At 36.0% G+C, this 20,510-nt stretch carries 22 protein-coding genes, 3 tRNA genes and 2 pseudogenes; 11 read left to right on the plus strand and 16 right to left on the minus strand.

The features are described 5' to 3' along the window. Positions 1–15: 15 nt before the first annotated feature. Complete coding sequence (locus tag C237_RS0112355; protein WP_018676767.1) at positions 16–1,020, minus strand: N-acetylmuramoyl-L-alanine amidase; 1,005 nt, start codon at positions 1,018–1,020, stop codon at positions 16–18. Positions 1,021–1,155: 135 nt separating this feature from the next. Between C237_RS0112355 and C237_RS0112360 the strand changes: the two genes are divergently transcribed. The 6 genes from C237_RS0112360 (at position 1,156) to C237_RS0112385 (ending at position 5,032) form a co-directional block, all read left to right on the plus strand. Continuing rightward, positions 1,156–1,240 (plus strand) — tRNA-Ser (locus C237_RS0112360). Positions 1,241–1,256: 16 nt separating this feature from the next. Continuing rightward, a tRNA-Pro gene (locus C237_RS0112365) sits at positions 1,257–1,331 on the plus strand. 20 nt (positions 1,332–1,351) lie between these two features. After that, positions 1,352–1,425, plus strand: a tRNA-Arg gene (locus tag C237_RS0112370). Positions 1,426–1,686: 261 nt separating this feature from the next. Further along, positions 1,687–2,865: an acetyl-CoA C-acyltransferase gene (locus C237_RS0112375; RefSeq protein WP_018676768.1), complete on the plus strand. Its 1,179-nt coding sequence runs from the start codon at positions 1,687–1,689 to the stop codon at positions 2,863–2,865. A gap of 108 nt (positions 2,866–2,973) precedes the next feature. Then, positions 2,974–4,452, plus strand: coding sequence for an MFS transporter (locus tag C237_RS0112380; protein ID WP_018676769.1), 1,479 nt, complete (start codon positions 2,974–2,976; stop codon positions 4,450–4,452). A gap of 19 nt (positions 4,453–4,471) precedes the next feature. After that, entirely contained in the window at positions 4,472–5,032 is a 561-nt protein-coding gene (locus C237_RS0112385; RefSeq protein ID WP_033399036.1) for a hypothetical protein, read from the plus strand. Positions 5,033–5,077: 45 nt separating this feature from the next. Here C237_RS0112385 and C237_RS0112390 read toward each other — a convergent pair whose 3' ends face one another. Further along, the gene (locus C237_RS0112390; protein WP_026315693.1) at positions 5,078–5,551 is read right to left on the minus strand and encodes a 23S rRNA (pseudouridine(1915)-N(3))-methyltransferase RlmH; all 474 of its coding nucleotides are present in this window, start codon (positions 5,549–5,551) and stop codon (positions 5,078–5,080) included. A 59-nt stretch (positions 5,552–5,610) separates the two neighbouring features. Between C237_RS0112390 and C237_RS0112395 the strand changes: the two genes are divergently transcribed. Then, positions 5,611–6,552, plus strand: coding sequence for a YihY/virulence factor BrkB family protein (locus tag C237_RS0112395; RefSeq protein WP_018676772.1), 942 nt, complete (start codon positions 5,611–5,613; stop codon positions 6,550–6,552). Then, positions 6,521–7,048, plus strand: coding sequence for a GNAT family N-acetyltransferase (locus tag C237_RS0112400; protein WP_425413733.1), 528 nt, complete (start codon positions 6,521–6,523; stop codon positions 7,046–7,048). Before C237_RS0112395 ends, C237_RS0112400 begins: the two co-directional genes overlap by 32 nt. On the opposite strand, the gene C237_RS0112405 is transcribed toward C237_RS0112400, so the two are convergent. The 5 genes from C237_RS0112405 to C237_RS0112425 form a co-directional block, all read right to left on the minus strand. Continuing rightward, positions 7,040–8,014 carry a chorismate-binding protein gene (locus C237_RS0112405; RefSeq protein WP_018676774.1) on the minus strand — a complete coding sequence of 325 codons (975 nt, stop codon included), beginning with the start codon at positions 8,012–8,014 and terminating at the stop codon, positions 7,040–7,042. The two genes, C237_RS0112400 and C237_RS0112405, sit on opposite strands and share 9 nt — an antisense overlap. Before the next feature lie 3 nt (positions 8,015–8,017). Beyond that, positions 8,018–8,440 carry a PaaI family thioesterase gene (locus tag C237_RS0112410; protein ID WP_018676775.1) on the minus strand — a complete coding sequence of 141 codons (423 nt, stop codon included), beginning with the start codon at positions 8,438–8,440 and terminating at the stop codon, positions 8,018–8,020. A gap of 6 nt (positions 8,441–8,446) precedes the next feature. Next, positions 8,447–9,019 (minus strand): 1-acyl-sn-glycerol-3-phosphate acyltransferase, encoded by a 573-nt coding sequence (locus tag C237_RS0112415; protein WP_018676776.1) that lies wholly within the window; start codon positions 9,017–9,019, stop codon positions 8,447–8,449. A 124-nt stretch (positions 9,020–9,143) separates the two neighbouring features. Further along, positions 9,144–10,871 carry a PspC domain-containing protein gene (locus C237_RS0112420; protein WP_018676777.1) on the minus strand — a complete coding sequence of 576 codons (1,728 nt, stop codon included), beginning with the start codon at positions 10,869–10,871 and terminating at the stop codon, positions 9,144–9,146. Positions 10,872–10,883: 12 nt separating this feature from the next. Beyond that, positions 10,884–11,213 carry a PadR family transcriptional regulator gene (locus tag C237_RS0112425; RefSeq protein WP_018676778.1) on the minus strand — a complete coding sequence of 110 codons (330 nt, stop codon included), beginning with the start codon at positions 11,211–11,213 and terminating at the stop codon, positions 10,884–10,886. Positions 11,214–11,622: 409 nt separating this feature from the next. Here C237_RS0112425 and C237_RS13535 point away from each other — a divergent pair, with 409 nt between their 5' ends. After that, the gene (locus tag C237_RS13535; RefSeq protein ID WP_018676779.1) at positions 11,623–11,892 is read left to right on the plus strand and encodes a hypothetical protein; all 270 of its coding nucleotides are present in this window, start codon (positions 11,623–11,625) and stop codon (positions 11,890–11,892) included. Positions 11,893–11,926: 34 nt separating this feature from the next. On the opposite strand, the gene C237_RS0112435 is transcribed toward C237_RS13535, so the two are convergent. From C237_RS0112435 to C237_RS0112465, 7 genes and pseudogenes are all read right to left on the minus strand, one after another. Further along, positions 11,927–13,051, minus strand: coding sequence for an FAD-dependent monooxygenase (locus tag C237_RS0112435; protein WP_018676780.1), 1,125 nt, complete (start codon positions 13,049–13,051; stop codon positions 11,927–11,929). A 12-nt stretch (positions 13,052–13,063) separates the two neighbouring features. Then, complete coding sequence (locus C237_RS0112440) at positions 13,064–13,666, minus strand: SAP domain-containing protein (RefSeq protein WP_018676781.1); 603 nt, start codon at positions 13,664–13,666, stop codon at positions 13,064–13,066. After that, on the minus strand, positions 13,666–14,481 hold the full coding sequence (locus C237_RS0112445) for a DNA alkylation repair protein (RefSeq protein ID WP_018676782.1): 816 nt from the start codon (positions 14,479–14,481) through the stop codon (positions 13,666–13,668). The genes C237_RS0112440 and C237_RS0112445 overlap by 1 nt, the downstream gene beginning before the upstream one ends. Positions 14,482–14,522: 41 nt before the next feature. Continuing rightward, a complete protein-coding gene (locus tag C237_RS0112450) occupies positions 14,523–15,008 on the minus strand; it encodes a methylated-DNA--[protein]-cysteine S-methyltransferase (RefSeq protein ID WP_018676783.1) in 486 nt (161 codons plus the stop codon). Between the two features lie 10 nt (positions 15,009–15,018). Then, the gene (locus C237_RS15240) at positions 15,019–15,219 is read right to left on the minus strand and encodes a hypothetical protein (RefSeq protein ID WP_425413734.1); all 201 of its coding nucleotides are present in this window, start codon (positions 15,217–15,219) and stop codon (positions 15,019–15,021) included. Further along, a pseudogene (locus tag C237_RS15245) lies at positions 15,125–15,462 on the minus strand (isochorismatase family protein). Before C237_RS15245 ends, C237_RS15240 begins: the two are co-directional and overlap by 95 nt. Before the next feature lie 664 nt (positions 15,463–16,126). After that, positions 16,127–16,609: pseudogene (locus C237_RS0112465) on the minus strand (DUF3885 domain-containing protein); the annotation flags it as partial. 190 nt (positions 16,610–16,799) lie between these two features. On the opposite strand from C237_RS0112465, the gene C237_RS14690 reads away from it, so the two are divergent. Further along, a complete protein-coding gene (locus C237_RS14690) occupies positions 16,800–16,949 on the plus strand; it encodes a hypothetical protein (RefSeq protein ID WP_156809767.1) in 150 nt (49 codons plus the stop codon). Further along, positions 16,924–17,205 carry a metallophosphoesterase gene (locus tag C237_RS14085; protein ID WP_169584769.1) on the plus strand — a complete coding sequence of 94 codons (282 nt, stop codon included), beginning with the start codon at positions 16,924–16,926 and terminating at the stop codon, positions 17,203–17,205. The genes C237_RS14690 and C237_RS14085 overlap by 26 nt, the downstream gene beginning before the upstream one ends. 259 nt (positions 17,206–17,464) lie before the next feature. Here the strand turns inward: C237_RS14085 and ung are convergent, their stop codons facing one another. Then, positions 17,465–18,130 (minus strand): uracil-DNA glycosylase, encoded by a 666-nt coding sequence (gene ung / locus C237_RS0112475; RefSeq protein ID WP_018676788.1) that lies wholly within the window; start codon positions 18,128–18,130, stop codon positions 17,465–17,467. Between the two features lie 57 nt (positions 18,131–18,187). Beyond that, on the minus strand, positions 18,188–20,329 hold the full coding sequence (locus C237_RS0112480) for a M3 family metallopeptidase (protein ID WP_018676789.1): 2,142 nt from the start codon (positions 20,327–20,329) through the stop codon (positions 18,188–18,190). Between the last annotated feature and the right edge of the window lie 181 nt (positions 20,330–20,510).

The raw sequence follows: 20,510 nt of genomic DNA on the forward strand, positions 1-20,510 counted from the left end.
TTTTTATGTCGGTTATTATCTAGGGTATTTTACTAGTAATGCTTGCAAAATAGCCCAAGTTTCAGCATCTAAAATACCATTGTGTATTTCGGGTCTAAAATGGTATTGGAACGCTTCTATAACCTTTGAGGTTTGGTCGTCCCAAACTCCTGTGGTATTAATATCATAGCCGAAATTTTTAAACGCATTCTGAACTTTAAATATGAATGGGGCTGCATTATAATTAAAATCTACCTCACCCGTTGCCGTAGCATAAAAATTTTGTTTCGTAGGCTCATCGTACCACATCCCAATATGATACTCATTGTAGAGTCTTTTCCAAGGAAATAATGGACCTGGGTCTTGCTTTCTAATAGGCGCTACATCAGAATGTCCTAAAACATTAGTTGGCGGAATGTTATAGCGTTCTACAATGTCTTTCGCCAAAGCGGCTACTTTTCTAAATTGATGCTCTGGAAATGGGAAAAATTGTCTTTCGCCATTAGCATTTTTTATAAAACCTTTATTTACGATTTCTATCCCGATAGAATTATCATTCATCCCCGTTGTATTACGCCAATAACTGATGCCAGAATGGTAGGCTCTTTTATTTTCGTCTACCAATTGCCAAATCTCGTGGTCGTTGATGTCGCTCACTAAATAATGGGCGCTTACATTTTTTTGTGTTAAGGCTCTTACGGAAACTTCGTTGTCTATGGCGGTATAATGAAGGATTAAATAGCGCTGTCTAAAGTTTTGGGCTACTGATGGAAAATGTTCATAGGAAATTTTATAGCCTTTAGGGTTTGCGGAAACAACGGAGCCATAACTTGTGGTATTGTCGTTTTTATTAATGTCACCAATGTTGTCTTTGAAAAAGATTAAATTCCCTTGGTGATTAATTTTTGGAGTGCTAGGTTTAGGTTTTTGAGTAGAAGCTACTGTTTTTTTAGGTTGAGAATTTTGATGTGTCACATTTTTTTGTGAACCACATGAAATATTTAATATTCCTAAACCTGTGATAAATAATATCTTACGCATAAATGATTTGAATTTTTAAATTAAGGTGTCAAAGATAATGATATTTTTTTACATATTTTTTTGGTACTTTTAAAAAAACATTCTATATTTGCACTCGCAATTACAGAACAGAAGATAGTTGAATCATACATAATCGGAGGGTTGCCGGAGTGGTTAACGGAGCAGTTTGCTAAACTGTCGACTCGCAAGGGTCGCATGGGTTCGAATCCCATACCCTCCGCAACTAGTACAATATTCGGGGCGTAGCGTAGTCCGGTCATCGCGCCTGGTTTGGGACCAGGAGGTCGCAGGTTCGAATCCTGCCGCCCCGACTATTTTTTTACAACGCAATGGGTGCGTAGCTCAGCTGGATAGAGCATCTGCCTTCTAAGCAGACGGTCCCAGGTTCGAATCCTGGCGCGCTCACTTAAGCCATCTCATTTTTTGAGGTGGCTTTTTTTATTATTGAGTTTTGAGTTTGCTTATTGCTTTTAGAGTATAACCGACTACTTTTTTAATTTCATATCGTACTTTCGTATTCATATCCATATAATATAATACTTATTTTTTAATCGTGCTTTTGTTTTACACTTATCGCCCGCTGCTTTCGGCTTAAAATAATCGTTTTTAAAGTCTAAAATTTTTTGTATTTTGGCAAAGTAAAATTTTAAATATAAAAGAATAAAAATGAAAGAAGTATTTATAGTATCAGCAGTAAGAACACCAATGGGTAGTTTTTTAGGTAGTTTGGCTAATGTGCCAGCAACTCAACTGGGAGCTACGGCGATTAAAGGCGCGTTAGAAAAAATTAATCTAGATTCTAAAGCGGTAGATGAGGTCTATATGGGCAATGTGCTACAAGCTGGAGAGGGGCAAGCCCCTGCAAGACAAGCGGCTTTAGGAGCGGGACTTTCTAAAGAAGTGCCTTGTACAACTATTAATAAGGTATGTGCATCAGGTATGAAAGCGGTAATGATGGCGGCACAAGCCATTAAAAGTGGTGATGCCGATGTAGTAGTTGCAGGAGGAATGGAAAATATGAGCTCGGTACCACACTATTATCATGCTAGAAAATCGGTGAAATTGGGTGATGTAAAAATGCAAGATGGAATGGTGCTGGACGGCTTAACCGATGTTTATAATAAAGTGCATATGGGTGTTTGTGCAGAAAAGTGTGCCGCGGAATACCAATTTTCTAGAGAAGCACAAGACGAATTTGCAATACAATCTTATAAAAGAGCAGCTAAGGCTTGGAAAGAAGGAAAGTTTAAAGAGGAAATAGTTCCCGTAGAAATTCCTCAGCGTAAAGGTGAGCCTATTGTCTTTTCTGAAGACGAAGAATATAAAAATGTTAATTTCGATAGAATAGGAAGTTTACCAACGGTATTCCAAAGAGATAATGGTACGGTAACGGCAGCCAATGCTTCTACACTTAATGACGGTGCATCGGCTTTGGTATTGATGTCTAAAGAAAAAATGGAAGAGCTAGGATTGAAGCCTTTAGCCAAAGTTTTAGGTTACGCAGATGCCGCTCAAGAGCCAGAATGGTTTACAACAGCACCTGCGAAAGCACTTCCTAAGGCATTAGCCAAAGCAGGGGTTTCACAATCGGATGTAGATTTCTTCGAGTTTAATGAAGCGTTTTCTGTGGTAGGTTTAGCCAATAATAAAATTTTAGGCTTAGATGATGCTAAGGTTAATGTTAATGGTGGTGCAGTGGCTTTAGGGCATCCGCTTGGAAATTCAGGGGCTAGAATTATCGTGACATTAATTAATGTTTTAAAACAAAATAATGGTAAAATAGGTGCCGCAGCGATTTGTAATGGTGGCGGTGGCGCTTCGGCTATTGTGATTGAAAAGTGCTAATTTATCCCCTATAAATCAGAACATTGATAAACCATTAAGATAATTTATAAATCATTGTATAAATTCTTAATGGTTTATTTATATTTGTCCCATAAAATCTAAAAGACCATGTCTGATATTTCTAAAACAAAACCACAGTCTCAACTCAAAAATAATCCTAAGATTATGCGAGCTTGGGCGGTTTACGATTGGGCTAATTCCGTCTATTCTTTAGTTATTACCTCTACGATTTTCCCAATTTATTACAGCATTATTACTACGGCTTACGAAAAGAATGAATATGTAGCCAAAACGGGCGATTGGATAAAAGTTCCAGTCCGTAATACCATTAAAATTTTTGGCAATCAATACCACCCTGATGCCGTATACGGCTATTCGCTGACGATATCATTTTTAATTGTAGTGATTTTGTCTCCCATTTTATCTTCCCTAGCCGATACCATTGGAAATAAAAAATCATTTTTGCAGTTTTTCTGTTATCTTGGTGCCACTTCTTGTATGGGGCTAGCACTATTTGTAAATATGAATACGGTATTTTTAGGACTTTTATTTAGTATTACTGCGAGTGTTGGGTTTTGGGGAAGTTTGGTATTTTACAATTCTTTTTTACCAGACATTGCTACGCCTGACAAGCAAGATGCACTTTCCGCAAAAGGCTATGTCTTTGGATATATCGGTTCTGTGATTTTGGTGGTGATATGTTTGGTGTTAATCCAAGTTGTGGCACAAACTCCAAAGCAGGCATTACTGATGACGCGTTTAAGTTTCCTATTAACGGGAGCTTGGTGGTTTGGATTTTCGTATTATACCTTTAAACACTTGCCCACTTTTGGATTTATAAAAGACCAATTGCCGAAGGATTTGGTATTACTTAACCTTAAAAATGTCTTTAAAAACCATAAGCAGAGTGGGGGATTTCTTAATGTATTAAAGGAAAATATCATCTTTTATAAGGAAATTGTACGAGAGAGCTTTAGAGAATTGTATAAAGTTGGGGCTAAATTATTTGAAACACCGAATTTAAAATACTTTCTGGCGAGTTTTTTCTTTTATAGTGTGGGGATGCAGACTATTTTTCTCATGGCGACTTTATTTGGGAAAAGCGAGATTAATCTAGCTCAAGATAAATTGATTCTTACTTTATTAGTTATTCAGATAGAAGCGGTAGTAGGGGCGGTATTTTTCTCTAGACTTTCCAGAAAAATCGGTAATAAAAATGTGATTTCTATCGCGGTAATTTTATGGATTTTGGCGTGTGTTTCTGCCTATTTTCTGAATAAAGAAAATCCTAATGTGGAGTATCAGTTTTATGCTATTGCAGGGGTCATAGGTTTGGTTATGGGTGGTTTACAAGCCATGTCTCGTTCTACATATTCTAAACTACTACCTGAAGATGGTATGGAAAATACGACTTATTTCAGTTTTTACGATGTGTTGGAGAAAATTGCTATCATACTAGGGACTTTTATTTTTGCAACCTTAATAGAACATTTTAACAACATGCGCTATGCAGCATTGTCCATGGTAGTATTTTTTGCTTTAGGTTTGGTATTTATCAGATTTTTAAAAGAGAAACGAACAAATTAATATTTTTAAATAAATTATTATGAAGAAAATTATTTATCCATTATGCTTAGCATTAACTTTAGGCTTTATGACTAATAGTTGTACTGTAATGAAAGTATCTGAGAAAAATGATAACGGTTATTTTGATTCCACTAAAAAGGCGGAAACCGTTGCGAGTATACCTTTTGATTTGGATGCAAACAAATCGTTATTGGTTGTTCCCAGTGGTGGTTTCATGAAAGGAATGGCTGAAAATATCGGTTACTTTGATAAAGTAATAACCTTTGAAGAGTTAGAAAAAGATATTATTCGAGATAATAAGCAGGACGAAGTTGGCAATACTTCGGGTAAAATAGGTATCAATAATATTTATAGAAAATATAAAAAATTCCTATATTTAAGGTTTGATGAAAGTGAACAAAAGAAAAATAGAATACAGCTAAAATTAATCAATCCAGAAAATTTTGATGAATTATTTGTAGGAGAAACACTTTTTGATGTTGTTTGGTCTGGTGTCAATGATCAAAATACTTTTAATCCTTTATTTAATTCCTTTATAGATTATATTGAGAAAAATTCAAAAACTTATAAGAAAAAATAATCACCATTCAATATATAAATCCTCGCACAATAGCGAGGATTTTTTTTAGTCATTATGATAAGGTTTACCTTGCAAAATTTGGTCGGCACGGTAGAGTTGTTCTACAAAAAAAAGCCTTACCATTTGGTGGGTAAAGGTCATTTTAGATAATGAAATTTTCCCATTGGCTCTTTGGTAAATTTCTTCGGAAAACCCATAAGCACCACCGATTAGAAAGTTGATTCTTTTAACCGAATTGAGCATCCATTGGTCGAGTTTTGCTGCAAAGGCTCTGCTGGTATAAACCGTGCCTTTTTCATCAAGAAGAATTACCATATCGGCAGATTCTATATGATTGAAAAATAATTTAGCTTCCTCTTTTTTTTGTAATTCTGGGGCGGTGTGTTTAGAGGTTTTAACATCTGGAAGTTCCAAAAGTTCAAAATTGAAATGCTTAGGCAATCGTTTTTGATAATAAGAGATTAAGTTTTTGATTTCTTTTTGGTCTGTTTTTCCGATACATATTAACCTTAGCTGCATAGAATGAAAAGTTTTAGATATATTTTTTTTAATATATTTGTGCTGCAAATATAGAGGATATGCCTAAAAAATTACCCAAGTTTATTGTAAAAATTCATGATTATTTAGATGGAGTTCATATTCCATTTTTAGGGATATCGCTATGGAAAATGTTTGAAATTTACGGACAAGGTATATTTAAGAATCAAGTGATAAAGCAAGCCGCTAGTATTTCTTGGAGTTTCTTTTTAAGTTTATTTCCATTTATTCTGTTTTTACTATCAATATTGCCCTATATGCCGCATTACGATAAGCTTCAATTCTATATTTTCGAGGTGCTGATGCCAAATATTTTACCCGCTCATATGCTGCATGATGTGACCACCTATATACAAGAGAGTATAATTCCTAATATGAAGAGCATCAGTAAACTCACGATATTGCTTGCTTTGGTTTTTGCAACGAATGGTACTTATTCTATCATTAATGGATTTAACGAAAATACCGATTCTAAAAGGGGGTTTATTAGAGAATATACTATTTCTTTTTTTGTAACCATAGCATTTATAGCTCTAATCTTATTTTCTATCTTTGGGGTGTATTACTCGGAAGTGGTACTGAAATTATTTACCCCACAATACGACATCAACTGGTTGGTTAAAAACCTTTCTAGTATTATAGGGTTTATATCTTTTCCGTTGTTTTATTTTATTCTACTCACTTTGTTTTATTGGGTTGGCTGTGTTAAAATTAAGTCATGGAAATCTACAATTCCAGGGGCTATATTTACCACGATTTTATTTCTCATCACAACCTATGGATTTGTCTTCTATGCGACTAATTTTGCGAAATATAATGTGTTGTATGGCTCTATTGGCACTATTATTTTAGTAATGATTTGGGTCAATCTAAATATTGTACTGATACTATTTGGCAATGAGCTTAATTTATCCATCGATAAAGTACGACGACAAAAAATTATAGGTTTAAATGCTAATAACGAACCCAATGAACCCTGTTAATTTTAACTTAGCGACCATAGAAGATATTGATGAGATTTGGCAACTTTTGCAACTTGGGATAGAAAAAAGAAGACGCGAACGCAGTAATCAATGGCAAGACGGCTATCCCAATTTGGAAACGGTAAAGCGAGATGTTAATCATCAATGTGGTTTTGTTTTAAAAGATAATGAGGTGCTACTTGCCTATATGGCACTCATTAAAAATAATGAACCAGCCTATCAAAATATTGAAGGACAGTGGCTAAGCGATGGTGACTTTGTAGTGCTACACCGATTAATTGTTAATCCTAATTATGCAGGGCAGGGCTTAGCAAAAAAGGCGATGCTATGGGCAGAAGATTGGGCAAAACAACAGCAAATCGATAGTCTAAAAGTGGATACTAATTTTGATAATGAGGCAATGTTACATATTTTCAAAACATTAGGCTATACCTATTGTGGAAAGGTCTATTTTAGAGGGAGTCCCAGGCAGGCTTTTGAAAAACGACTATCTTAGTACTAAATGATTTCCAATCGCTTGAGATTTTAATTCTGTTTCTACCCATTCCTTTTCTGGGTCGCTCATTGCCGTAATGCCACCACCTACATAGGCTAGTATTCGGTTACGAAATACTTCGGCACATCTTAGATTGACAAAAAAATATTGCTTGTCATGATGCTGAATTTGAATATACCCCGAATAAAGCGAACGCTCATGAGGTTCAAACTGCTGTATGGCTTCTTTGCATAAGACTTTAGGAATTCCACATACCGCTGGCGTGGGATGCAAAGTTTTAATAAGAGAGGGTAGTTGGTCGGCAGAAAGCTGTGCTTTGAAATCGTTTCTAAGGTGCTTGATATTCCCACTCGTAGTCGAATAGGTTTCAGATACCAAAACTGAACTGGCAACTTGTTCTAAAGTCTGCTGGATATATTCGGTGACGGGTTTTTGTTCTTCTATTTCTTTGGTGCTCCATTCTTGTTCTAGGGGTAGTGTACCTGCTAAACTCATTGTTTCAAACACTTCGTTTTCAGCATTGTATTTACCCAATATTTCTGGTGTAGCGCCTATCCAGCAAACAGTATCTTTTATAAAGAGATAGATAAAAGCACTGGGATAAACTTCACTTAATTTTAAAAAAGTCTCGATGAGATCAAGCGATGAGACTTCAACTTCAAAATATTTTTGCCTAGAAATAACCAGTTTTTTTATGTCTTTAGCGTTGATAAAATCCATCACTTCTCTAATCGTGTCGATGTAGTTTGCCTTATCGAATAAAACTTCAGAATTATGAGTTTCTAAACTTTCGGTTGGAATAGTTTGATTCTTAAGTTGCTCAATAGTAATTTCTTTAGGTATACCTTTAAACCCTGTTTTCTTTTCGCCATCAAAATTAAAAAAACTAATGGTTTCCTTGTCTTCAGAAGGTTCTAAAGTATAGATAGGTGTATGGTTGGGCAGTTTATAAACGATATAATCCATAGGTTATTTTGCAATCACTTGATTGGTCATAGTCGTAAAGTTAATGAGTGCACCATTTTCATCTTTTATTTCAATTTCAGAGACATGCACCGTTTTACCTTTTCGGATGAATTTGGCAGTTCCTGTGACCACGCCATCGCGTTTAGATTTTAGGTGGTTAGAATTAATATTAGTACCTACGGCGTAATATTTTTCTTGATTGATGCTAATATTCGATAGGCATGAGCCCAAAGTTTCCGCCAATACACAACTTGCTCCACCATGTAAAATTCCAAATGGTTGGTGGACATCTGAGGTCACGGGCATGGTTGCAGTTAGGCTATCGTCTGAAACCGCAGTAAATTCAATATGCAATAGCTTTCCCATATGGTGTTCACCCCAGTTATTGAGGAACTGTAAAATATCTTGTTGTCTTTGCTCAGTCATAATTTATTATTGAATATTTGGGTTCCAATTTTCGGGAATTTTAGGTTGGATATTTCGTTCTTTAAAATAATCACTGATGATTTTTAGAATCTCTTCATATTTTAAAGTTTCGATTTGCTTTACACTAATTTTTCGTCCTAAGTAAATGGTTTTAGTACCAAAATCACCCGCTGCCATTACAATAGGGACTTTGGCTTTTAGTGCCATATGGTAGAAACCTTTACGCCATTTGGGAACCCAGCTTCTGGTGCCTTCTGGGGTAATGACTAAACTAAAATTTTCTTTTTCAAACTGTTGTGTTACGAAATTGACTAAGTCGTTTTTCTGACTTCTATCAATCCCAATACCGCCCATCGCTTTGATGGCACCGCCATACCAAGCTTTGGTATGTGCGTCTTTGATGATGACTTTTAATGGTTTATCCAAAGACCAATAGGCTAAATTGCCCAGCATATATTCTGAATTGTGTGTATGCGGTGCTACTACTAAAATGCAGCGGTCTAGGTTGTTTACATCTCCATCTAAAACGACTTTCCAACCAATAATTTTTAAGATTAATTTTGCGAAAAATTTTTTCATGTGTCTTTTGTATTAAATAAAAACAGATAGCCTAAATGCTTAGACTATCTGCAAATATAGTATTTTTATATGGAATGCTTAGTGGCGGCTTCCTTCTAAAAATTTCTTAATCAGGATGATTTGATTATTTTCCTTTACTTTTCTTGATACTGATGATAAAGTCTTCAATATCTTTTAAGTCATTAGGAATTAAATTCATTTTATCTAAAACTTTTTCGGCTTCATCTTCATCGTACATTTTGCCATTAATTTTAATAGAATCACTATCTGAATTCACTTCTATTTTAGTACCATTCAAGTTGAAAGATGCTTTCGTTTTAGAACTTTCTTTTGATTTAATCTTAATTCCATTACTATTAATGGTTACGGATTGCGTTGTATCCTCCTCATCGTCTTCATCACTATCATTATTTTGATTTACATTGTCCATAGAAATAGGGTCCCCTTTTACTTTAAAAATAGACATACGCTTTGGCACTACCAGTTCATAGGCTACATTATGATTACGCTTACGGTCGCTGTATGGATAGTTATAATAATTAGGTACTAATAGTTTGTTACCTTCTATTTTTATAGGAACAGTCATTTTAATAGGTAGATTATACCCAGAGGCTTCACGCTTTACAATAAGGTAAGGGGTATCCAAACTGTCTTTCTGTGTAATGTCTACATAAGGACGGTCTTTTTCAAATATGGTTTTATCGTCTGTATAGACATCATTCCATTTCGCTTGGAAGTTTGGAGGAATCACCACTTTATTCGTCCCAATCCAAAGGCTGTCTGAAGTGGTATTGATGGCAATATTTTCGCTGTCTTCATTGGTTCCAGTATAAAGATTTTCATAGCTAATAGCATAATATGCAAATACCGAAAGCAGAATAATCCAAAGTAAAGATAACCCTCCAATAATATAACTTACATATTTAAGTTTGGTTTTAGGTGAAAATAGTTTGATGGTTAAGAAAAGGAATATCAATGCAGGGATTAAAATAGTAATGAATATTAATCCGATAACAATATACTTTTCGGGTGCTTCAAATAGTAGAAATCCTAAAAAGCCTGGTAGTTTGAAATGTCCTCCCGTCACACTAGAACCTAGTACAACAAATGCAGAGACTAATAATGATAAACCAATCATCCCTGTAATAGCCCCTAAAATATAGCGTAGTGCATTGCCGATGCTACTGCCTGCTTCTCGTATTACAGGTCTGTTATCATTATAGAGTTCTGTCACTCTTTTAGAGGAATCGTTGGCAAATTTTACAATTTTGCTGGATTCACTTTTTAAGTTATCGAAATTTAGAGGTTCCCCTCTCATTTTTAAGAAATCAGCGGCGGTAATAGCTTTAGGCAAGATTAACCAAAGTATAGCATAGAGTAATACCATCAACATGGGTGAGCCAGGCAATGGAATTAACACTAAAAATAGAATAACCCATATCACGCGCATCAAGGTCATATCCATACCGAAATACGAGGCTAATCCTGCACAAACCCCTGCAATCTTTTTGCGTTCTGGGTCGCGGAAGAGTTGTTTCTCATTTCTATTAAAAGTATGGTTCGGTTGTGGTCTTTCAGTAGTATAAGCATCTTCTTGCTCTTCAATCTGTTCGGGTCTACCGATTTGGGCAATCATCTGTTCAACATCGGTATCGTTGATGACTTCTCTTTTGCCTAAAGACTCTTTGAAGAGTTCAACCATTCTGCTTTCAATGTCGTACATCACTTCTTCGGCTTCGTCTGCTTCCAGAGCGTTTCTAAGTGCTGCAAGGTAATCGCTCAATTTTATATAGGCGTGCTCTTCTATGGTGAATGAAAATCCAGCGAGAGCGATGGTAATAGTCTTATTCATGGTGTTTTGTTTTTAAGATTTATCTATGATTTGGTTTACAGAGTGGATTAAATCTTGCCAAGTGGTACGCAATTCTTCTAAAAATAGGGTGCCACTATCGGTTAGTTGATAATACTTTCTGGGCGGTCCTCCCGTAGATTCTTCCCATCGGTAGGATAGGTATTTTCCATTTTTCAATCTTGTGAGTAGGGGGTAGAGGGTACCTTCTACCACATCGAAGTTGGCATCTTTTAGTTCCGTCATTAAGTCAGAAACATACATTTCTTTTTTACTGATGAGGCTTAAGATACAGAACTCCAAAATGCCTTTTCTCATCTGGGCTTTTGCGTTTTCTATATTCATAAGGTTAAGTTTTTATAACATTTACTTTGCAAAGATATAAAAATAAATTAGTATTTTGCAATACAAAGTAGTGAAAATATTTGTGTGCAATAGTTATTTCATTGAACATCAGTATTATAATTTTAATTCTTAAATTTTTGAATTTTATTTTTTGGGCGTGCCCCTCTGCCTTTTTTTAAGGAAAAGGCAGAGCGTCGGTCTACGGGCAGTCGCTTTCCGTGCTTTTTTAAGCAAAGCACGGAAGAGCTTCAACAATGCCCTCCGTACTCACGCGGTGGTGTCGCACAATTGTCCGTTAGCGCGGACTATATAACTTTCAATCATCCTTTTAACAAATACCAACAAAAACTCCAAACTCATTGATAGAAATCGTATCTTTGTTTGGTAAACTCATAAAAAATAAAATTCTATGATATTATCCCTAATACTAAGCCTTATATTGATGGGACTTGCCATCATTCATTTTAGTCGGGTATTTGGGGGTACATTAGGCTTTGCACAATCTATACCGACCAAAGAAAACGGAGAACGATTATTCAATCCTAAAAAAGAAGGATATTATCACCGTTGGATTATTCCTTCGCTCTTTATTCTTAGATCCATTTGTGGATTTAAGTATTTATGCTTTTTCAAAACGATAAGAAACACTCCATTCGCAAAAACAGGTTATTCTCTATAATTGTGGTTCAATGGCTAGAGAATTAAGTACAAAATCATAGTTCAAAAATTCGTTCAGACTGTTTTCTGTTGAGGGATTTAGGTGTTTTTTGCATCAAGAAATTTCTTAGTAATATGGCAATTGGATTTTTCCAATGAGCCATTTTTCCAATCGTCCAACTCATTTTTACAACCTGATGAGCCTTTGTTATTCTTTTATGTTCATATTCAGAAAAGGCGGTTGTAATACATTTATAATCATCTAAACAATTTGAAAGCATATAGGCATCTTCAATGGCTTGACAAGCGCCTTGTCCCAAATTGGGCGTAGTAGCGTGTGCAGCATCACCGAGTAAACAGATGTTTCCTCGATACCAATTATGGATAGGCTTTAAATCTTGTATTATATCACAGTGAATCGCTGTTTTTGGTGTGAGTGCTAATAGTTCTTGAATCATTGAAGGGTAATCTTTAAAAAGTACTTCAATAGTGTCCGTAGTATATGAGGTTTTACTATCGATAGATTTCAGTGCATACCAATATACACGATGAGTGTCCAGCTGTACAAAGCCGAATCGATCGCCTTTTCCCCAAATTTCATTTGCTTCATTTAGGAATTTCTTGGGAAGTTGATATTCTGCAATGCCACGCCAACAAATTTGATGAGAATTCCGGATTTTACCATCTTTAAATATCAAATCTCTAACTTTTGATTTTAAACCATCAGCACCGATGATAATATCGGATGATAATCGGTTTCCATTTTCAAATTCTAATTCAAAAGATTTATTTTTGCTTTTAATGGCCTTTAAATGATGGTCAAGATATAGATTTTCAGCTTTTATTTCTGAAAGTAAAATTTGTTGTAAATCGCCTCGATGAATCACGATATTTTTAACGCCATACTTAGCTTCAAAATATCGTAAATCTACCATAGATAGCGGTTTGAAATTTAAGTTGGTGATTTTTAGAAAAGAAATCGGATTCCCTTTTTGTTCAATTTTATATTTGATTCCTAAGTTATTATAAACCTGCATCGCATTGTTAGCAAGGATAATTCCTGCCCCAACAGGCTTCATTGTTTTTGTTTGTTCAAAAATTCTATAATCAATTCCTTTTTGATCTAAAGCAATTGCTGTGGTCAAACCACCAATTCCTCCACCTATAATGTCTATATTCATTTGTAAAGTATTTTAATTATTAGAAGACTCCTTCCACGCCCGATAAGTCTTTTCTGTCTTTAGTTTTTTCAGTTCTTGCCAATGTTGCATTGCCTCTTTTCGGGTGCTGCCTTCTTCGTTTGTAAGATAGTCCGAGATAAAATTGTTTATCAGCGTAGAAGGGATTTTTTCAAATTGGTCGGTGTTTTGGTTGAGGAATATAAATCGGTCGATTAAGTCCCCATAAGTGATAGCATTTCCATTTTCCAATTGTTCTTCACGCCAACGATTGAGCCGATACCAAACCCCTGATTGTACTTTAAAGTTTTCCACCATTTTACTCGCCTCATCAATGATAAATTGTTTGGTAACTTTATTGCTCGTATAGTTTTTAATCGGTAAGGATTTGGATAAACCTACTTCAATATCTTTCACTTTTGATTTTGTAGTCGTTTTTCTTGTACTATTTTCAATCTTACCCGTTTTTAAGAAATAAAGAATCAACTCTTCTAGCTCATCTTTACGCAATTTTGACGCACCAACGAGACCGATTTCTTTGGCAAACTTTTTTAAATCTGTCGCATACCAATAGTGGGTTTTAAACTCTTTTTCGCTGAGGTTTTTGTGGAGTTTCATTAGTCTTTGTTGATTGTTCTTTTTGCTCTTTTAATAATTTTTTCAGTGTCTTTCGTTGGAGATTCCTTTTGCCACTTTTCGCATAACGCGATTACAAAATCAGGGCGTGATTTGCTAGCATCGTTTAACCAATTTCCTACGCTGTCTTGTACATATTTTGAAGGGTCTGATTTTAGATTTTCTAATATGGGTAATGCTATTTCGGGTCGCTCTTTTAGTTGTTCTATATGCTTACACCAAACCCCTCGAGGTCGGATACTTTCGGTAGTGAATCGCCTGATATTTTCGTTAGCATCCTTTGACCATTGTATGAAAATTTCAATAGATGGTTCTAAGTTTTTTTCTATTTCGGGTCTTAGTGCCATCCATACGACTTCCCGTACCCCAAAATGAGTGTCGGCAATGAGTTTTTTACTTTGCTCCAATTTGCCTACAATAGTAAGATCAGCATCCAAAGCCTTAAGGTATGGTGCATAGCAACGAATAGAATCTGACAAATGAGTACTTAACTTTTCAAAAAGCATCGTTCTTTCTTCATTGTTATATAACTCAAAAAGAAGTGAGCCAACGAGCTTAATGGTACTCATTGTAGAGGGTTTCTTTTGAGTGTTGATTTCTTGATCAATCAGTTGTATCTTTTCTTTCGATATTCCCATATCTGGAAAAGTATTTTTAACCAATTGTATGTGGTCTACTGCCAACCATTCTGTCAGATTCACAGTTTCAATTTTGCCTTGATTGAGGAGTTCCAAAATCTCTTTGGGAATGTCTTGTGCTTTTCTCGCCCCTTTTCTATTGATTATTTCTTTGTTCATTGCAATCTTCCAATTATCTAAACGACTCAAATATATTAAAATTACATCAATAAAAGTTGTAATTCCTTATCTTTCCGTTCCAAATTCAACAGTCGTTTTTTGATATCTAAACCACCTGCATAGCCGACTAATTTGCCATTACTACCAATCACACGGTGGCAAGGAATTAGGATAGCGATAGGGTTTTTATTGTTTGCCATACCCACCGCACGAACGGCTTTTGGGTTGCCAATGGCTTGAGCGATTTGCTTATAGGTGCGTGTTTCGCCATAAGGAATATTACAAAGGGTTTTCCAAACTTGCTGTTGAAAATCGGTGCCTTGGGGTGCTAATGGAATATTAAAATTCGTACGATTACCTGCAAAATATTCCCGAATTTGAGCAATGGCTCGTTCGCTTATCTCATTAGGTTGAGAATTGCTGAGGTCTGCGTCGGATGAAACAAATTTCACATTGGTAACGGCTTTGGTAGTTGCGTGGATTTCAATAATTCCAAAGTCGGTGGGGTAGAAAGCGATGGTTGGCATATTATGTAGTTTAGATTTGTTGTATTACATGCTGAGTAGAAACAACCATCGCAAATTCGTTTTCTAAACTTGCCAAAGCTGTTTCGTGTATGATTTCGGCAGAGAAATAGTTTCCGTCAAACCCTTTTTTTACTAAATGTGGCAGTGGCATCGTGGACAACATAGGTTGTATATCCAAAGTTTCCTGCCATTCGTGTAGTAGTAGATACACAATGGTCGGTGGTAAGTCCTACTATGACAAGTGTTGTGATTTTCATCTTATCAAGTTGTTCTTTCAAACTAGTACCGATAAAGGCGCTATTGACGCTTTTTTAATAATAGGTTCATTTTCTTTCGGTTTTACAAGGTCTTTAAATTCATTTCCATTGTTGGATTCGTTTAATGGAGAGTTCATTTCCGTAGAGCAATGCTGAATGTGAAAAATGGGTAAACTATTGGCTCGCCAATGCTTCAATAGTTGACTAGCATTTTCTTCTGCCTGAGGATTATTTCGTTCGTCACCTCAATGTTCTAATTCATCAAATCCTTTTTGGATATCGATAAGCAGTAGTGCGGGTTTATCCTTTTTTGAAATCATAGTGTAGTGTTTCATATATTTTTTAATCGCTATTTTCTAACTCTGACTTGACTAATAATTCATCAACGGTTAAAGCGATTCCACCAAGTTCAATAACTTTATTTATTAATTTTTTATCATTAGTAATTAGAGTTAAATCATTTCAAATATCAATTTCATAGTGCCAATTATATATTCTTTTTATTTCAAAATAGATTTGGTTCTAAACTCTACATACAAAGGTATAAAAATAAAATCAATATTTGACATCAAAGCTTTACTTCGATAATTCTGCTTTTGTGTTTCTACTGCGTGAGGGCGGAGGGCATTGTTGGAGTTCCTTTTTTTGTCACATTTCGACTACGCTCAATGTGACAAAAAAAGAACGACTGCCCGTAGACCGACGCTCTGCCTTTTCCTTAAAAAAAAGGCAGAGGGGCACGCCCAAATAATAAAATTTCAGATTCTAAATTCAAGATTTCAGATTTAGGAGTTATTTATAGTCGTCCTTTTTGTGAATTAGGAAGTTCTATGAAAATTGGGAAGAATCTACTTCCGATATTTACAATCCGTCTTCGCGATGAGAAAGCCAATCTTTATACTTATTCTTTAATCTATCTCGCTGTTGAGTAGAGGGTACAATGATGTCCATTCCGCCATCATAAGGGGCGATTAGGATGTTTTTGAAAGGGCAGACCCACATCGCCCGAACTGTATCATCGGCAATGGCTCTTAGAAGTTCGTTTTTCTCATCTCGGTGCCATTCTGTAGTTTCTACATAAAGGTTGAGGGGTGGCTCTTCATCTTCATTCGCTGAATTGGATATCCAATTACCTATTTTTTGAGCCTTGTTAAAATCTTTTAGTTGATGATAATATTCAAGGGCTGAATCCTCTTCAAAAAGGGTATAGACCATCCAGATTTCGGTGTTTTCGCCTATTAAATCTGTAATCAATTGATTTTGGCGTTGTAGTATTGTTTGATATTCTTCTTCCGATTCGGCATATCTTTTGGCATAGGGTAAACTATGGATTCTGAACCATCTCTCGGGATAGTTCTATTTGAGTTGGTAACCCAATGGCGGTATAGTGGGATGCTTTTTGTTCCAATAAGTTGTGAAGTCCATTATTTGAGGTGTTGGTTAATAAAATTTTTACAATTATTTAATGCATAGGATTATACACAAATATAATCAATTTTTCTTTTTACCTTTGACTCAATTATCTAAAATCTTGATGAATTTAACCTCCATGAACCTGACGCTAAGCACCACGATACATAACAAAACATTTATTTTTCACGCTCATCGAGCGGTGTATTTGCCGTTTGCTGAGGTATTGGTGGTTTCGGATGTACATTTTGGGGAAGATCACGCATTTTCGTAAACATGGGTTGTCGGTACCTCAACAAGTTGCGATAAAAGATTTAGAACGATTGAGTGGTTTGGTGGATGAATTTCAACCGAAAAAATTGGTGATTGCAGGGGATTTTTTTCACGCTGAAGCCAATTCGGAACTAGCATTGTTCGCCGATTGGCGAGAACAAAACCCTAATGTTTCGGTGATATTAGTCAAGGGTAATCACGACCGTTTAGCAAAAGGGATTTATCAATCTTTGGGTATTGAGGTATATGAAGAGTAATACTTATTAGATGATTTAGTTATTACGCATGAATATCAGGAAACGATTGAAAGGTTTCAAATTTCAGGGCATATTCATACTGGGATTGTTCTAAAAGGTAAAGGCAAACAGAAGTTGCGATTACCCGTGTTTGCCTATCATCAAAAGCATCTATTGCTACCTGCGTTTAGTCTTTTTACGGGACTTGATACGCGTATGGATTTTAGTGACTACCAACTCATCGGTGTGCACGATAAAGGGGGGGGTAAAATTTAAAAAATTACCATTCAATAGGTGAAACACCTTTGGATTGTAAGTAAGCATTGACTTGACTAAAATGTTTGTTTCCAAACCAATACCCTCTATTAGCACTCAATGGTGATGGATGTCCCGAAGTGAGAATGATGTGTTTTTTGTTGTCGATTAATTTGCTTTTTTTCTTTGCATAACCACCCCAAAGTAAAAAGACCACGCCTTCGGTATGTGCTGAAACTTTTTGAATCACTGCATCGGTAAAGGTTTCCCAGCCTCTGTTTTGATGACTTCCCGCTTGATTGGCTCGCACAGTGAGCGTAGCATTGAGGAGTAACACGCCTTGCTTTGCCCAGTGTTCTAAATTGCCACTCGTTGGGTAAGGAACGCCTATATCTTGTTCGATTTCCTTAAAAATATTGATGAGTGAGGGTGGATGTGGAATGCCGTCGCGAACGGAAAAACATAGACCATTGGCTTGACCTTCGCCATGGTAAGGGTCTTGACCGATAATCACGACTTTAACTTCCGAAAGGGGACAAGCCGAAAAGGCTGCAAAAATTTCTTTTCCCTTTGGATAACAGCGGTATTGGCTGTATTCTTGTTTTACAAAATCGGTGAGTTCTAGGAAATAGGGTTTGTCGAATTCCTCTTGTAAAATCGCTTGCCAACTTGGGTGTATATCAACATGCATAGTTTTTATTTTAAGTAATCAAAGCCACCGAAAAGGTGGCTTTGAAGATGATTGATTTTATTTAATAAATCCTTTGTCTCTCAATAAAGGTTGTAAACTTGGTTTTCTACCTGTAAAGTTTTGGAAAGCTTCGTTCAAATCGATGGTATTACCTACTGAAAGAATGTATTTTCTAAAGCGGTCGCCATTTTCGCGTGTCATTCCACCATGGGTTTGAATCCAATCCCAAGCGTCTGAATTGAGCATATCACTCCACATATACGCATAATACCCCGCTGAATAACCGCCTCCCCAAATGTGTGCAAAATAAGGCGAATGGTATCTCGGTGGCACTTGTGGTACATACAATCCGTATTTTTCAAGGGCTTCTTTTTCAAACTCCAAAGTTGGTTTGAATTGCGACGCATCGGTTACGGAATGCCAAGCCATATCTAAGGTGGCAGCGGCTACCAACTCCGTAGTAGAGTACCCTTGGTTGAAAGTAGCGGCTTTTTTTATTTTATCAATCAATGCTTGTGGCATCGGTTGTTTGGTTTGGTAGTGCAAGGCGTAATTTTTCAATACCTTTGGCTCTAAAGCAAAAAACTCATTAATTTGCGATGGAAATTCTACGAAATCTCTCGGTACACTTGTTCCTGAAAGGCTTTCGTATTCTTGGTCTGCAAATAATCCGTGTAGGGTGTGTCCGAATTCATGGAACATGGTGCTTACATCGTCATAACTGATTAACGATGGTTTTCCTGGTGCTGGTTTTTGGTAATTGAATACATTGATGATTACAGGTTTTTGCCCTAATTTTTTGGATTGATTGACTAAATTATTCATCCATGCTCCACCGTTTTTATTATTTCGGGTATAGAAATCTAAATAGTATAACGCTAATGATTTACCATCTCTATCAAATACTTCGTAAGCTACTACATCTGGGTGATAAACGGGTAAATCTTTGCGTTCTTTGAAAGTGATTCCGTAGAATTTTTCTGCCGCGTAGAATACTCCTTTTTCCAATACGGTTGTAACTTCAAAATATGGTTTTATTTCGTTTTCATCCAAATCGTATTTGGCTTTTCGCACTTGCTCGGCATAGAAATTCCAATCCCAGGGTTCTAATTGAAAACCTCCATTTTGGGCATCAATCAATTGTTGAATATCGTTGGCTTCTCTACGCGCTGTTTCAACGGCTGGTTTGGCTAATTGAGCCAATAAATTAAGTGCTGCGTCTGGAGTTTTTGCCATTTGGTCTTGCAATTTCCATTCTGCATACGATTTTTTGCCTAATAATTGGGCTTTTTTCAGACGAAGACGCGCCATTTTTTCTAAAGTGGCTCTGGTATCATCATCATTTCCTTTTTCGGCTCTGTACCATGAGGCTTTGAATAGTTTTTCGCGTGTATCTCTATTTTTAAGATTCTGAAGCAATGGCTGCTGTGTGGTGTTCAATAAAGATAAAAGATATTTACCATCGTGTCCTGTCTCTTTGGCATCTTGTGCGGCTGCGGCAATTTGGTCTTCGGTTAGTCCGTCTAAGGCCTTCACATCATTTACCAATAATGCGCCATTTTTTCTTGCGTCTAACAATTTATTTGAAAATACAGTGGATAAAGTTGCCAATTCAGAATTGATTTCTTTTAGTTCGGCTTTCTTGGCATCGGATAAATTGGCACCTGCGATATCAAAATTTTGTTTATAAAATTCTACCAATCGCTGACTTTCTGGGTCTAATGAACTTCTATTGTCATAGACGGCCTTTACACGGTCGTACAATTTGCTATTTAAATAAATTTTATCGGAATGCGCCGAGAAGATTGGGGCGTATTCTTCTTGTAAATCTTGCAGTGTTTGATTGGTATTGGCACTCGTAAGGTTGTAAAACAAGCCTTGTGCTCTTTTCAATACTTCGCCACTATTTTCTAATGCTAAAACGGTATTCTCAAAAGTAGGTGCTTCTGAATTATTAGCAATTTGTTCGATTTCGACCTCTTGCACTTTCAATCCATAATCAAAGGCTGGTTTGAAATCTTCATCTTTGATTTTATCAAACGCTGGCGCTTGGTATTGAAGCGTACTTTTGGCTAAAAATAGATTGCCTGTTGGCACGGGAATACTGCTGATACTTTTTTTAGATGAGTCCATAGTTGTACATGCCACTACTGAAACGCCTGCTGAAGCGAGCAATAGTGTAGATTTAATATTATTCATTGTATTTATTTTTAAAATATGGGCATAAATATAAGGAATTTTCTAAATAAGGAACAATAGATTTTTAAGTCTGTTTGTTCTAGTCATAAATAAAATTTGATATCCCTCAGAAAAAGTTCTAAATTTTTGTACCTTTGTTCACGGATTTTTTTAATGATAAAAACTTTAGAAAAAGCTGTAT

The organism is Riemerella columbina DSM 16469 (assembly GCF_000374405.1).
Lineage (GTDB): Bacteria > Bacteroidota > Bacteroidia > Flavobacteriales > Weeksellaceae > Riemerella > Riemerella columbina.

Excerpts from the sequence above, each read along its gene's own strand:
- C237_RS0112395 (WP_018676772.1), top strand. The coding sequence starts at position 5,611 with ATGCCTAAAAAATTACCCAAGTTTATTGTAAAAATTCATGATTATTTA.
- C237_RS0112450 (WP_018676783.1), bottom strand. The coding sequence starts at position 15,008 with ATGCCAACCATCGCTTTCTACCCCACCGACTTTGGAATTATTGAAATC.
- C237_RS14690 (WP_156809767.1), top strand. The coding sequence starts at position 16,800 with ATGAATTTAACCTCCATGAACCTGACGCTAAGCACCACGATACATAAC.
- C237_RS0112435 (WP_018676780.1), bottom strand. The coding sequence starts at position 13,051 with ATGAATATAGACATTATAGGTGGAGGAATTGGTGGTTTGACCACAGCA.
- C237_RS0112425 (WP_018676778.1), bottom strand. The coding sequence starts at position 11,213 with ATGAATATAGAAAACGCAAAAGCCCAGATGAGAAAAGGCATTTTGGAG.
- C237_RS0112405 (WP_018676774.1), bottom strand. The coding sequence starts at position 8,014 with ATGGATTATATCGTTTATAAACTGCCCAACCATACACCTATCTATACT.
- C237_RS0112385 (WP_033399036.1), top strand. The coding sequence starts at position 4,472 with ATGAAGAAAATTATTTATCCATTATGCTTAGCATTAACTTTAGGCTTT.
- C237_RS13535 (WP_018676779.1), top strand. The coding sequence starts at position 11,623 with ATGATATTATCCCTAATACTAAGCCTTATATTGATGGGACTTGCCATC.
- C237_RS0112420 (WP_018676777.1), bottom strand. The coding sequence starts at position 10,871 with ATGAATAAGACTATTACCATCGCTCTCGCTGGATTTTCATTCACCATA.
- ung (WP_018676788.1), bottom strand. The coding sequence starts at position 18,130 with ATGCATGTTGATATACACCCAAGTTGGCAAGCGATTTTACAAGAGGAA.
- C237_RS0112390 (WP_026315693.1), bottom strand. The coding sequence starts at position 5,551 with ATGCAGCTAAGGTTAATATGTATCGGAAAAACAGACCAAAAAGAAATC.
- C237_RS0112410 (WP_018676775.1), bottom strand. The coding sequence starts at position 8,440 with ATGACTGAGCAAAGACAACAAGATATTTTACAGTTCCTCAATAACTGG.
- C237_RS0112355 (WP_018676767.1), bottom strand. The coding sequence starts at position 1,020 with ATGCGTAAGATATTATTTATCACAGGTTTAGGAATATTAAATATTTCA.
- C237_RS0112400 (WP_425413733.1), top strand. The coding sequence starts at position 6,521 with ATGCTAATAACGAACCCAATGAACCCTGTTAATTTTAACTTAGCGACC.
- C237_RS0112445 (WP_018676782.1), bottom strand. The coding sequence starts at position 14,481 with ATGAACAAAGAAATAATCAATAGAAAAGGGGCGAGAAAAGCACAAGAC.
- C237_RS0112375 (WP_018676768.1), top strand. The coding sequence starts at position 1,687 with ATGAAAGAAGTATTTATAGTATCAGCAGTAAGAACACCAATGGGTAGT.
- C237_RS0112415 (WP_018676776.1), bottom strand. The coding sequence starts at position 9,019 with ATGAAAAAATTTTTCGCAAAATTAATCTTAAAAATTATTGGTTGGAAA.
- C237_RS0112440 (WP_018676781.1), bottom strand. The coding sequence starts at position 13,666 with ATGAAACTCCACAAAAACCTCAGCGAAAAAGAGTTTAAAACCCACTAT.
- C237_RS0112380 (WP_018676769.1), top strand. The coding sequence starts at position 2,974 with ATGTCTGATATTTCTAAAACAAAACCACAGTCTCAACTCAAAAATAAT.
- C237_RS0112480 (WP_018676789.1), bottom strand. The coding sequence starts at position 20,329 with ATGAATAATATTAAATCTACACTATTGCTCGCTTCAGCAGGCGTTTCA.